Genomic DNA, 12,027 nt, shown 5'->3' with positions numbered 1-12,027 from the left:
CGGTATGCCTCCACCATCGCCGCCGGCCCCTGTGCGCGCGTCTGGCGCAGGACGGCACTTGGCGGGCCGAAAGAAGGAACGCCGGTTCTAACTTTCGACGGAGGCCCCTTCGACGCCGGCTTTCGTAACCTGGGACGCACTGTGAACTCCGCCGCCCCTGCCCTGACCCCGACCACCCGGGCCCTGGCCTGGTGCCTGCACCTGCTGGTCATCGGCCTGCTCGCCCTGGCCGCCGGCCGGGCCGTGACCGACGGCCGGCCCCACGCCGGGTGGATCATCTCCGTCTCGGCGGTGTGCGGCCTGGTGTACGCGGCCGGACCCACGCTGCCGGGCATACCTCGCTCGCGGCGGGCCGCCGCACTGTGGCTGGCTGCCGTGGGGGCCTGCTGGCTGGTGCTGCTCGCCCTGTCCCCCGACGCCGTGTGGGTGGCCTTCCCGCTGTACTTCCTCCAGCTGCACCTGCTGTCCCGTCGCGCCGGACTGGTGGCCGTGGCCGCCACCGCCGCCGCGGCCATCGCGGGCTTCGCCACCCACCAGCACTCCTTCGGCCCCGCCATGGCCATCGGCCCCGCCCTCGGCGCCGCCGTCGCCGTCGCCGTGGTGGGGGGGTATCAGGCCCTGTACCGGGAGAGCGAACACCGCCGCAGACTGATCGAGGAACTCACCACCACCCGCGCCGACCTGGCCGCCGCCCAGCACACCGCCGGCGTGCTCGCCGAACGCGACCGCCTGGCCCGCGAGATCCACGACACTCTCGCCCAGGGATTCTCCAGCATCCAGCTGCTGCTGCGCGCCGCCGAACGCGCCCTGCCCCAGGCACCCCGGAACGCGGCCCGCTACGTCGACCAGGCGCGGCAGGCCGCCGCCGACAACCTCGCCGAGGCCCGCCGCTTCGTCGCAGCCCTCACCCCGCCCACGCTGGAAGGCACCACCCTGGCCGACGCCCTGGAACGCCTGTGCACCACCACCTCCGCCCGGCACCGGATCACCGCACGCTTCCACCTCACCGGCACCCCCGCCCCGCTCACCACCGCGCACGAGGTCGCGCTGCTGCGCATCGCCCAGTCCGCTCTGGCCAACACCGTCCGCCACGCCGAAGCCGTCACCGCCGAAGTCACCCTCAGCTACCTCGGCGACCACGTCGCCCTCGACATCGTCGACGACGGCTGCGGCTTCGACCCCGCTCGCCTGCCCGCCCCCGACCCCGAGACCGGCGGCTTCGGGCTGGCCGCCATGCGCGCCCGCGCCCAGGCCCTCGGCGGCACCCTCACCATCGATTCCACCCCCGGCCACGGCACCGCCCTGGCCGCCCAGCTGCCCCTCACCCCGCCAGCCGACACCGAGCCCGAGGCCCGCCCGTGACCGACGACACCCCCATCCGCCTCCTGCTGGCCGACGACCACCCCGTCGTACGGGCCGGACTGCGCGCCGTACTGGAAACCGAACCCGGCCTCCTCATCATGGCCGAAGCCGCCACCGCCGAGGACGCTGTCACCCGCGCTGCCGAAGGCGACATCGACGTCGTCCTGATGGACCTGCAGTTCGGCAGAGGCATGGGCGGCGCCGAGGCCACCGCCCAGATCACCGCCCGCCCGGGCGCCCCCCGCGTGCTGATCGTCACCACCTACGACTCCGACGCCGACACCCTGCCCGCCATCGAAGCCGGAGCCACCGGCTACCTCCTCAAAGACGCGCCGCCCGAGGACCTGGCCGCCGCCGTGCGCACCGCCGCCGCCGGACGCACCACACTCGCGCCCACCGTCGCCGACCGGCTGATGAACCGCCTGCGCACCCCCGGCACCGCCCTGACCCGGCGCGAGACCGAAGTCCTCGCCCTGGTCGCCGACGGCCTGTCCAACCAGGCCATCGGCGCACGCCTCCATCTGACCGAAGGCACCGTCAAGTCCCACCTGGTCCGCATCTACGCCAAACTCGGCGTCGACTCCCGCACCGCTGCCGTCGCCGCGGCCACCGACCTCGGCCTCATTCGCCGCTAACCGACACCCCCAGGCGTCAGCACATGGGCCTGCGTCCTCACCGCGCCTCGGTGTCGTCCACTGCCGGAGGCGATCGTCGGCGCGCTCACCGGATCGGTGAGGACACCCAGGACACTGCTGCTGGGCCGCTACGCAGCCGCCCGCAGGTTCGCGTGGTCGAGGCCGAGACACAGTGCGTGATCCCCAAAGGTGCTTCGGCTGCTGCTACGGCGTCGCGGCCGATCAAGTGAAGGAGCCCGCGACCAAAGATCACTAAGCGCTTGCGGGCAGTCTGATGCCGCGCCTCAGGCGTGAGCGCCGTATTCGCCGGCGTCGAAACGCTTTCGGCACTGTTGGATGTCGTCGAGGTTGTCCTCGGTCCACGCGACGAGTTCGGCGAGTACGCGGTGCAGGCTCCGTCCACGATCGGTGAGGGCGTATTCGACACGGGGTGGCACGGACGGGTGCACGGTGCGGGTGAGCAGGCCGTCGCGTTCGAGTCTGCGCACGGTCGCGCTCAACATCCGTTGCGTGATGCCGTCCACTGCTCGCTTGAGAGCATTGAAACGCAGTGGACCGTCGTCCAGCCGGCAGATGACCGTTACGGACCACTTGTCGCCGATGCGGTCCATCACGTCGCGCAGCAGCAGGTCGCGTTCCGCCGGCATGGTTCCTCCGGTGATACCTGGGCAGTCCGAAGTGCCTTCTTGTCGGCCTCCGAGCCGGTTCCTAACGTGCTCTAGATACGCAATGTATACCTAGCGGTAGAACGGGAACCGTTTCATGCCTTCTTCTGCGGAGCTCCGCACCCTGCTCGTGCGCGGCGGTGCGGTGCGGTTGCCCGACCAGACGACCAGCAGGGCGGACATCCTGATCCGGGACGGTGTCATCGACCAGGTCGGACCGGATCTGGCTGCCCCGGAGGACGCGGAGGTGATCGACGCGACCGACCGGCTCGTGCTGCCCGGTCTCGTCGACGCGCACCGGCACATGTGGCTCGGCGCGTTGTCGGCCGGCAGCAGCGGGGTGCCCCTGTTCACCTACGCGCAGCAGATCAACGAGGGTTACGGCGACGCCTTCACCCCCGCAGACGTCTACGCCGGCGTGCTGTGGGGTGCGGTGCAGGCGATCAACGCCGGCGTGACCACGGTGGCCGACTGGGCCCACAACCTCGGTTCTGCCGAGGACGTCGACGCCAACGTGCGGGCGCTCACCGACAGTGGTATCCGCGCCCGGCTGTACTTCGGCGGCAAGGTCACCTCCAGCGGTGACTTCGGCCTCTTTGCCGACCACGTGAGGGACATGCTCGCCCGCCATCCTGCCGGCGGGCGCCTTGAGTTCGGTCTGGGGGTGCGCGGCCCGTCGATGTCCTCGCCGCGGGAGACCGAGCGTGACTTCATGCTGGCGCGGGACCTGGGGCTGCCGATCTCGATTCATGCCGGCATGGCCGGGCTGCCTGGCGCGGTCGACCAGTTGCACGAGCAGGACTTGCTGGGGCCGGACGTCAACTACGCTCATGCCAACGAGTTCTCCGTTCGGGAGTGGGAGTTGGTGGCCCAGTCGGGCGGCACGGTGACCGCCACTCCGACCGTCGACCTCACCATGGGCCTGGGAGTACGCCCGGCGACCGGGCCGGCGGCCGCGCACGGGGTGCCGGTCGGTCTCGGCGCCGACACGGTCGCCTACGGCCCGAGCGATCTGTTCGGGGAGATGCGGCTGGCGCTGGCCGCCGAGCGGATCGACGCGAACGCACCGGTCATCGCCCGCGGGGAGATGCCGTCCGACCTGGCGCAGGACCACCTGCATCTGCTCGACGTGGCCACGCGCGGCGGCGCGAGGGTACTCGGGTTCGACCAGATCATCGGCGAGCTCGGTCCTGGCCTTCGGGCCGACTTGATCACCGTCGACCTCAGCGGGCCCCATCTCGACGGGTTCGGCGATCCCGTCCTCGCCGTGTTCCTCAATGCCGGGCCTCGGGACGTGGACACGGTCATCATCGACGGGAAAGTGCTCAAGCGCGGAGGAATCATGACCGCGCCGTACGTCGAGCAGGCCCGGCGGCTCGTGCGCGAGTCGCGGGACCGGATCAAGGCGCGCCGGTCAGTAGGCGTAACGTCCGATCGTCGCTGACGCCGCGGTGGCCGCCTCTCGTGAGTTCGGGGCCCGTCGGTTCGCCCGTGCTTTGCCGTGTCGCACGGAAACGACGGGCACGGTGGCATGAGCGGTGAGATGAAGGTGGTCTTGTACCGCCGCCGTTCTTCGCTTCGTCGGTCATCTTGCCGTTGCCTTGGCCGCGATCGCTTCGATCCAGCGGTGGAGCTCCACCGCATGCTCGAACGTCGGCGCGTCGGAGTCCCGGCCCGACAGCGCCTCGACGATCTGCGCGTAAAGATGCGCGACGTTGTGAGCCGGCGTCCCGCTCAGTTCCGGGAACCGGTCGTACTCGGCGGGAGGCGCGAGCGGAGACAACGACTCCTTGTCGCGCGCCCCTTCCACAGTCAGCGCGGCGCTCATCGGCAGGCCGACGTCGCCGGTGATCCGCAGGGATCCTCGTGTTCCGTCGATCTCCCAGGCGAACGGCGTCGTCCGCAGCGCGCCGCCCCGGAAGTGCATGCCGGCGACGGCCCCGCCCGGCAGGCGGCCGGTGACGGCGATCTGGTCCGGTGCGGTCTTGGGGATCGTCGCTCCGGTGTCGGTGTTGACGGCCTGGGTGCGCAGCGTCGCGACCGTCGCCGTGGTCTCGGTCAGCTCGCCCAGCGTCACCGCCTGCATGTCGAGCGCGTGAGCGAAGGGGATGCTCATCATCGTCGCGCCGTTCGCGGCGTCCGCGGTGTAGGCGGACGCGGAGGTGAACGTCGGCCCGCCGCCGGGGAAGGAGCAGATCATCGACGAGGAGAGGACCTCGCCGACGTAGCCGTCGGCGATCAGGTCGCGGACCCATCTGGTCGTTGGCGACACGTGTCCCTGTAGGCCGGTGAACCGCGGTCCCGGGCGGCCGGTGTCGCGCAGGAACTCGGCTTCGGCGAGGTTTCGTGCCAGCGGCCACTCGCACAGGACGGCCTTGCCGGACTCCAGTACCGGTCCGAGCAGCTCGCGATGCTCGGGCACCCGCACCGTGATCGCGATCAGATCGATGTCCTCGCGGCTGGTCATCTCCGCCACCGAGTCGTAGCCCGGCACTCCGTAGAGCGTCGCGGCGGCGGCGGTGGATTGCGGCGACCTGGCTGTCAGTCCGCGCAGCTGAAGACGGGGGATCGCCTTCAGGGCGGGCCAGTGGGCCAGGGATCCCCAGTTGCCTGTGGCGCTGAGGCCGACGATGCCGACCCCGATCGTGTCACCCATCGTTCAGACCTCCAGAGTCGGCGAGAAACCGTCGAACCGGGTGCGGAGACTCGTGCCCGCCTCCCGCTCACGGTCTCCGGTCGCCGTGGTCGCGTCGAGTGTGACCAGCCGCGCGACGCTCAGCGAGGCGGTCCGGCCGGGTGAGGTCGTGGCGTTCACTACGCCGTAGCCGTTGGAGTCCACGGGGGATGCATCGGCATCGCGGTGGCAGGGGGTGGACGCAGCCATGCTCGCTCGCTTTCGACGGGTTGGAAGTCCTCGACCGGGGACAGGAGCACCCGGTCCGGCCGCAGGGGGCGCCCTGGCGATGTCGGCAGCCATCGGACCGGCGCCGGGGAATCCGATGTCTGTCATGCCCCGGGCTGCGAACCAGTCGTGAACATCGCGGGGTCCGGCACTGCGGGAAGGACCGTCCGGATGGGCGTGACGCCCGGCGGCGGGATGCGTGGAGCCCGGAGGCGCGCGCACCGAATTCCGGTTCGGCAGCCTGCGGACAGCCGAGCCGATGCCCGAGTACGACGGCACACCGGCCGCGACGACCCGCGGTGCAGGCGACCGGAGCCGGCCCTCGCTCGGTGATCCGGCCGCAAATCCCGTCGATCACCTGCCGGTGGTCACGCCACCTGCCGCACCGACGTTGCGCAGCGATGCCGGAGTGATCCGCCACCCGGTCGCGACCTGGACCTGCGGCGGGAGAAGTGTGCCGTCGTCGGCGCCCACGGGCTCCTGTTGGCGGTCCAACACGCGGTACCGGGCACTGTTTCGGCGCGGCGGCTGGCGCTGTTCGCCGCGTGGGCAGCCTCCGAGCGACGGCCGCAGGAGACAGCGGAGCGGCCTCCTGACGCCGAAAGCACATCGCAGCGGTGACGACTGGCTTGAGCCCTGTCATCCGTGCTGGACCTCGATGAGTTCGAGGAGGTTGTCCTCGGGGTCGTGGACGTAGGCGTAGCGCATGCCCGGGGAGGCGCCCGGTGCGGGCGGGGAGACGATCTGTGCGCCGCAGTCCCCGGTCAGGTGGGCGAACGCGGCGTCCAGGTCGGGGACGTGGAGTGCGAGATGACCGAAGGTCTGGTCTGCCGCTGCGGCCAGGGGGTCGGGGTGCGATACGGGGCGGGATCCGCTCCGCTCGATCAGTTCGACACGGAGGCCTTGACCGTCGGACAGGACCGCGGTGCGCACTCCCGCGGAGGTCAGGTCGACGCGCTCCTCGATCTGGGTAAGGCCGAAGGCCTCGCCGTACCAGCGCTCCTGGTTGGACAGGTCGGCCACCGAGAGGCTGACGTGATGGAAGCGGGCAGCGAGGGACGGCATGGGGACACCTCCGAGGTTAATGCCATTTACCTGGTGAATGCTGCTAACCTTGCAGCCATGACCTCCCCTGTCAAGCGGCGCACCGGCCGCCACCATGGCGACCTGCGCCGGGCTCTGGAAGAGGCGGCACTCGCCCTGGTCGGCGAGCGCGGACCCCACGGCTTCACCCTGGCCGAGGCCAGTCGACGGGCAGGAGTCAGCGTCGCCGCCCCGTACAAGCACTTCGCCGATCGCGATGCCCTGCTTGCCGTACTGGCCGAGCGCGGCTACCGCGCACAGCAGGAGCGCTTCACCCGGGCCATGGCCGCCACCGAGGACCCCGTCGAGCAACTCGCGGCCTTCGCCTCCGCATACGTCCGCTTCGCCGTGGAGGACCGGGCCCTGTTCGACATCACGTTCTCCGCCGGCCTGGACAAGGCCGAGCACGCCGGCGTGGCCGCCGCCGGCGAAGAATTGCTGGCCGCCCTGATGCCGGTGGTCATCCGGGTCGCCCCGGACGAGGACGCGGCCTACGACCTCCTGCTGCGCATCGCCTCCGCCGCCCACGGCATCGCGCTCTTTCTGCGGCAGGGTCTGTTCGGAGTCTCCGCGGAGGCCCTCGACCAGACCGCGGAGCGCGCAGCCCGAACCGCCCGGGACATCGCCCGAAACAGCCTCGCGTCCATCACCGACTGAGGCACACCAGCCCAGCGCCGACCGCCGTCATCGTCTTCCGACGTCAGCATGGAGAGCATGGGAAGGGAGCCTCGGCCTCGCCGTTCGTCCAGCCGGAGTTCAAGGCCGAGATCGTCGAGCTGTGCCGACGCGGTGACCGCTCGGTGGGCGTCGTCCCGCCAAGCCGGTGATCTTTCACTCCGGTCGCGACCGTACACCAGTCGGCAATTTGCCTGTCCGGCAACCGAGTTCGGCGTACGCCTGTCCGTCGGCCGCACCGGCCGGCGCTGGGACAACACGCTCGCCGGGTCGTTCTTCGCCACCATCGAACGGGAGTTGCTCGACACGAGAACCTGGCCCAGCGGACCGGTCACGAGCCGGTCATGTCCCCATGCCGTGGGCGAGGAGGCTCTCGGCGGTCTCGGCGATGGTGTCCTCGATGGGGCGCGCCCGCCACCCCAGGAGGCGTTCGGCCTTGGCGCTCGTGGCGTCGAGGTCCCGGCCGAGTTGGTGCCTCAGCAGTCGCAGTTCCGGGTTCACCGTGCCCAGCGCGCGGGTGAGCCACACGGGCAGTTCCCGGGTGGGGGCCTTCGCGGCGCGCTCGCCCAGGCGCTCGTGCAGAATGCGTGCGATGTCCACGAGGCGCAGGCTGTGCCCGGCGATCGCGAGAAAGCGTTCGCCGGCGGCTGCCGGATGGGTCATGGCGCGCAGGTGCAGGTCCGCCACGTCGCGCACGTCGACGTAGCCCATCCCGAAGGGAGGGCACGCAGGAACCCCTCCCTCCAGCATCCTGCGCACAAGGCGCAGGGATGGCGGATCGTCCGGGCCGAGGAGGGGTCCGAGGACCCCCACGGGATGCACCGCCGAGAGTTGCAGACCACCGCCTTCTTCCTCGACGAACTGCCAGGCGGCGCGCTCGGCGAGCGTCTTGGACCGCTGGTAGGGCGGGATGTCGCCGTCGACGTTGGTCCAGTCCTCCTCGGTGAACGGAGTGGAGCGCGGGGGGTGGCCGATCCCGATGGCGCCGAAGGCGCTCGTCAGGACGACGCGGCGGACCCCGGCGTCGCGGGAGGCGCGCAGTACACGCAGGACGCCTTCCCGTGCCGGGAGCACCATCTCGTCGTCGTTCGCCGGTGTACGGCGCAGGGTCGGAGAGGCTACGTGCAGGACGAAGTCGCAGTCGGCGACGGCGTCGTCCCAACCGTCGGGGTGTTGCAGGTCGGCGCGCACCACGGTGAGACGCTCGTCGTCGAACGGCTTGGCTGCGTGCAGCCAGGAGCGCAGTGCCGGCGCGCGCCGCGGGTCGCGGACCGTGGTGCGTACGGTGTGCCCGGCGTCGAGCAGGCTCAGGACGCACCAGCTCCCGATGAATCCTGTCCCTCCGGTGACCAGTACCTGTGTCATGTGTGTCTCCTCAGTTCGCGACGTGTGCTTCGGGCGGTGCCGGCGGCAGCGTCGCAGCATGTCGCTGGATGGTGGCCAGGCCGCTTCCGAGGAGGGCGTGGCCGATCATGATGGGGTAGATCACGGCGCGCTCGAACATGCCGATGTTCCACATCCAGCCGGTGAACACGTCGGCCATGAAGAGGGGGAACGCGATCAGTCCCGCGGTGCCGAGCACGGTGATCGTGATCGACCGGCCTCTGGCAAGACCGATGCGGTGTCCGCCGGCGCCGACGGCGATCGCCAAGAGGTTGCCGGCGAGCATGACGCCCTGCGCGCCGAGGGTGTGGAACTCGATCAGGCCGTTGTCGACGTTGGCGTTGGAGCCCTGGAAGATGCCGACGAGCGAGACCCCGACGCCGGAGAGGACGGCGAGGGTCAGGATCCCGATCGGGCGGGGACCCTTGCGCGGGTCGAACACGAGGAACGCGCCGACGATCAGGAGGAGGCCGTAGATCACCCAGCCGGTGTCCATGACGGCGCCGAGGGGAGAGTTCGCGACCTGTCCGAACGCGGTCTGCGCCGGCCCGGTCAGGCCGAGGTGACTGACCCAGTTGTACAGGGGCGAGTACGGCGGGTTCTGCCATGCGGCGGCGGTGATGAACTCGGCGAGCCAGGACACGAGCGGGCCGAGGAGGATCAGGAGCGCTCCGGCGCGGGCGGGCGCGCCGGAGCGGACGATGGGGGTCATGAAAGGGCCATACCGGGGACGCGCCTGCGGATGGCCTCCAGTTCGGCCTCGTCGGAGACGCCCTGCCAGTCGTACCGCGGCGTGTACGGGGCTTCCAGGGCGCGCACCTCGTCGTCGGTGAGCTCGATGTCGAGGGAGGCCACGGCCTCGTCGATCTGCCGGATCGAACCGGCCCCGACCAGGGGCGCGGTGACGACCGGCTGGCGGCGCAGCCAGGCGAGCGCGACCTGTGCGCGGCTGACGCCGTGGACGTCGGCCACCTGTCCGACCGCGTCGATGATCGCGCGGTTGGACGCCTCCTGGTCGGGCGAGTAGAGCATGTCCGCGTAGGCGCCGTCCGTCTCGGAGCGCACCGTCGAGCGGGCGTCGTCCCAGGCACGGGCGAGGCGGCCACGGGCCAGCGGGGACCAGATGATCGTGCCGACACCCTCGTCCAGGCACAGCGGGATCATCTCCCGCTCCTCCTCACGGGCGAGCAGGTTGTAGTGGTTCTGCATGGACACGAAGCGCGCCCAGCCGTTCTGCTTCTGCAGGTGCAGCGCCTTGGCGAACTCCCAGGCGTGCATGGACGAGGCGCCGAGGTAGCGGACCTTGCCGGCCTTCACGAGGTCGCTGAGCGCCTCCAGCGTCTCCTCCCACGGGGTCGCGTGGTCGTTGCGGTGGATCTGGTAGAGGTCGATGTAGTCCGTGCCGAGGCGGCGCAGGGAGTGGTCGACCTCGGTCATGACCGCCTTCCGTGACAGACCGCGGCCGTTGGGACCGGGCCGCATCGGGTGCCGGAGCTTGGTGGCGATCACCACCTCGTCGCGGTCGGCGAAGTCCTTGAGCGCGCGGCCGAGGATCTCCTCGCTGGACCCGTACGAGTACAGGTTCGCGGTGTCGAAGAAGTTGATCCCCGCCTCCAGCGCGTGCTTGATGAGCGGGCGGGCCTCCTCCTCACCCTTGGACCACACGGGATGGCCCCGGTCGGGCTCGCCGTAGGTCATGGCGCCGATCGCGACGGGTGACACGTCCAGGCCGGTGGTGCCGAGCTTGATGTACTGCATGACGCCCCTCTAAACTAAGTGGAGAACTCTCCGAATACCGTAGTGGAGAGTTCTCCACTTAGCAAGGTGAGGTCCTGTGGTTCGTTCAGACGCTCGCGAGAACCGGGCGCGCATCCTGGCAGCCGCCCGCGAGGCGTTCGCCGAGGACAGCGCCACGTCGATGAACCAGGTCGCCCAGCGCGCCGGCGTCGGCGCGGGCACGCTCTACCGCAACTTCCCCACCCGCGAGGCGCTGGTCCTGGCCGTCTACCAGGACGAGGTCACCCGCATCGTCGGCACCGTGCCCGACCTGCTGGCCGAGGAGCCCCCGCTCGAAGCGCTCCGCCGCTGGACGACCGACCTAGTCGAGGCCATGCGCAGGAAACACGGCCTCGGCGACGCGCTCAGCCCCGGCGCGCACCAGGCCATCAGCGAGCAGAGCTACGGGCCGGTCATCGCCGCGATCACACAGATCCTCGACGCCGGCAAGAAGGACGGAAGCATCCGCACGGACGCCGACCCCGGCGACTTCCTCCAGCTCACCGGCGCACTCTGGCGCGCCGCGTCCAGTCCGGAGGACCGAGCTCCACGGATGCTCGCGCTCATCCTCGACGGACTGCGCACCCAACCGCGGCGCTAGAGGCCGCGAGCCAGGACTCTGCCGACGCTTCGCATCCGGACGAACACACGGAGAGCCCCGCGGCGCTCGTCCGGCCCGCTGCTCAGCGGGCGTGTGCGAGGAGTTCCTGCGGCAGAGGCCACAGGCGTCGGGCGTTGTCCGGGTCGACGGCGTACCGGGCGGCGCCGTACAGGGTGCCGGAGCGGCGGTCGACGCGGCGAGGAGGTTTTGCGGCAGCCTTCCGGGCCCGCTTGGCCTCAGTCCATGCAGCCGGTGCCGCTGCCTCCGCCTGCGGAATGGGTACTGCGCAAGGCGGGATCTGCCGGCGGCTTCCCGGTGCGGCCGCCGCGGTGGCCTCCACCAGTGCGGGCAGGTGGTCGGCGGTCGCTTGCCAGGACAGGCTCACCGGTAGCTTCTCGAATCGAGTTCGAACGCGGTCGCAGCGATGCGGTGTCCGTAGTGGGCACTGAAGACGGCGACGGCGTGGGTGGCGTCCAGCAGCGCAGGCTGATCGTCCAGGCGGTCGTTGGGGTGCAGCAGTTCATCGACGCTGCGGCGCCCGGCGGCCAGGTCGGCGAACGGGCGCCGACGGAACGCGACCGCCTGCCGCTCGGTCATCCCGACCGGGCCGGCTGAAGCCCGTGCGGTGTAGCGGCGCTTGAGTTCTGTGTCCAAGACGTGCACCGCATCCAGGTGAACACGCAGCCGGTCCAGCGCTTTGCGGCCCTGCGGCAGCGGGTCGGGTCCCAGAGCTTGCCAGGCGGCGTACCGCGAGAGCATCAGGCCGGCTTCTCGGCTACGCTGCCTGACCAGCCACGACACGGTCCGCCCCGCTGCCGTACGCCTGAGCACGGTGCGCCGGCGGCGCCGTTGCTCCCGCGTCTGTCGGCACACTTCGCCCTCCTGGCCGCTCGTGGGACGCGCAGCTTGCCCGAGCCGCACACCGGACACGGAAATCGTGAGGCG

The 12,027-nt window shown here is 70.8% G+C and carries 13 protein-coding genes; 5 read left to right on the top strand and 8 right to left on the bottom strand.

Annotated elements, in window-relative coordinates:
• Positions 1–141 precede the first annotated feature (141 nt).
• Together AQJ11_RS34030 and AQJ11_RS34025 are read left to right on the top strand one after the other, a co-directional pair.
• On the top strand, positions 142–1,362 hold the full coding sequence (locus AQJ11_RS34030) for a sensor histidine kinase (protein ID WP_059265778.1): 1,221 nt from the start codon (positions 142–144) through the stop codon (positions 1,360–1,362).
• Positions 1,359–1,997, top strand: coding sequence for a response regulator (locus AQJ11_RS34025; RefSeq protein ID WP_014669802.1), 639 nt, complete (start codon positions 1,359–1,361; stop codon positions 1,995–1,997). Before AQJ11_RS34030 ends, AQJ11_RS34025 begins: the two co-directional genes overlap by 4 nt.
• Positions 1,998–2,281: 284 nt before the next feature.
• On the opposite strand, the gene AQJ11_RS34020 is transcribed toward AQJ11_RS34025, so the two are convergent.
• Positions 2,282–2,644 carry a winged helix-turn-helix transcriptional regulator gene (locus AQJ11_RS34020; RefSeq protein ID WP_059265777.1) on the bottom strand — a complete coding sequence of 121 codons (363 nt, stop codon included), beginning with the start codon at positions 2,642–2,644 and terminating at the stop codon, positions 2,282–2,284.
• Positions 2,645–2,759: 115 nt separating this feature from the next.
• Between AQJ11_RS34020 and AQJ11_RS34015 the strand changes: the two genes are divergently transcribed.
• Positions 2,760–4,106 carry an amidohydrolase family protein gene (locus tag AQJ11_RS34015; RefSeq protein ID WP_059265776.1) on the top strand — a complete coding sequence of 449 codons (1,347 nt, stop codon included), beginning with the start codon at positions 2,760–2,762 and terminating at the stop codon, positions 4,104–4,106.
• Positions 4,107–4,247: 141 nt separating this feature from the next.
• Here the strand turns inward: AQJ11_RS34015 and AQJ11_RS34010 are convergent, their stop codons facing one another.
• The 3 genes from AQJ11_RS34010 to AQJ11_RS34000 form a co-directional block, all read right to left on the bottom strand.
• Positions 4,248–5,318, bottom strand: a complete 1,071-nt coding sequence (locus AQJ11_RS34010; protein ID WP_059265775.1) for a Gfo/Idh/MocA family protein — start codon at positions 5,316–5,318, stop codon at positions 4,248–4,250.
• A gap of 3 nt (positions 5,319–5,321) precedes the next feature.
• Complete coding sequence (locus AQJ11_RS34005) at positions 5,322–5,546, bottom strand: hypothetical protein (protein WP_244218476.1); 225 nt, start codon at positions 5,544–5,546, stop codon at positions 5,322–5,324.
• A 657-nt stretch (positions 5,547–6,203) separates the two neighbouring features.
• Entirely contained in the window at positions 6,204–6,629 is a 426-nt protein-coding gene (locus tag AQJ11_RS34000; protein WP_059265773.1) for a VOC family protein, read from the bottom strand.
• A 57-nt stretch (positions 6,630–6,686) separates the two neighbouring features.
• Between AQJ11_RS34000 and AQJ11_RS33995 the strand changes: the two genes are divergently transcribed.
• Complete coding sequence (locus AQJ11_RS33995; RefSeq protein ID WP_059265772.1) at positions 6,687–7,304, top strand: TetR/AcrR family transcriptional regulator; 618 nt, start codon at positions 6,687–6,689, stop codon at positions 7,302–7,304.
• A 360-nt stretch (positions 7,305–7,664) separates the two neighbouring features.
• Here the strand turns inward: AQJ11_RS33995 and AQJ11_RS33990 are convergent, their stop codons facing one another.
• The 3 genes from AQJ11_RS33990 to AQJ11_RS33980 are packed head-to-tail and all read right to left on the bottom strand — an operon-like array spanning position 7,665 to position 10,463.
• Positions 7,665–8,687 carry an SDR family oxidoreductase gene (locus AQJ11_RS33990; RefSeq protein ID WP_014669794.1) on the bottom strand — a complete coding sequence of 341 codons (1,023 nt, stop codon included), beginning with the start codon at positions 8,685–8,687 and terminating at the stop codon, positions 7,665–7,667.
• Positions 8,688–8,697: 10 nt separating this feature from the next.
• A complete protein-coding gene (locus AQJ11_RS46930; protein WP_079082521.1) occupies positions 8,698–9,417 on the bottom strand; it encodes a DUF998 domain-containing protein in 720 nt (239 codons plus the stop codon).
• The gene (locus AQJ11_RS33980) at positions 9,414–10,463 is read right to left on the bottom strand and encodes an aldo/keto reductase (protein ID WP_059265771.1); all 1,050 of its coding nucleotides are present in this window, start codon (positions 10,461–10,463) and stop codon (positions 9,414–9,416) included. The genes AQJ11_RS46930 and AQJ11_RS33980 overlap by 4 nt, the downstream gene beginning before the upstream one ends.
• 76 nt (positions 10,464–10,539) lie before the next feature.
• Between AQJ11_RS33980 and AQJ11_RS33975 the strand changes: the two genes are divergently transcribed.
• The gene (locus AQJ11_RS33975) at positions 10,540–11,082 is read left to right on the top strand and encodes a TetR/AcrR family transcriptional regulator (protein ID WP_059265770.1); all 543 of its coding nucleotides are present in this window, start codon (positions 10,540–10,542) and stop codon (positions 11,080–11,082) included.
• A 381-nt stretch (positions 11,083–11,463) separates the two neighbouring features.
• On the opposite strand, the gene AQJ11_RS33970 is transcribed toward AQJ11_RS33975, so the two are convergent.
• The gene (locus AQJ11_RS33970; protein ID WP_208616684.1) at positions 11,464–11,883 is read right to left on the bottom strand and encodes a hypothetical protein; all 420 of its coding nucleotides are present in this window, start codon (positions 11,881–11,883) and stop codon (positions 11,464–11,466) included.
• Positions 11,884–12,027: the final 144 nt, after the last annotated feature.

The organism is Streptomyces corchorusii, from assembly GCF_001514055.1.
GTDB classification, from domain to species: Bacteria; Actinomycetota; Actinomycetes; order Streptomycetales; family Streptomycetaceae; genus Streptomyces; species Streptomyces olivaceoviridis.
This window is presented reverse-complemented; position numbering and strand designations above follow the sequence as displayed.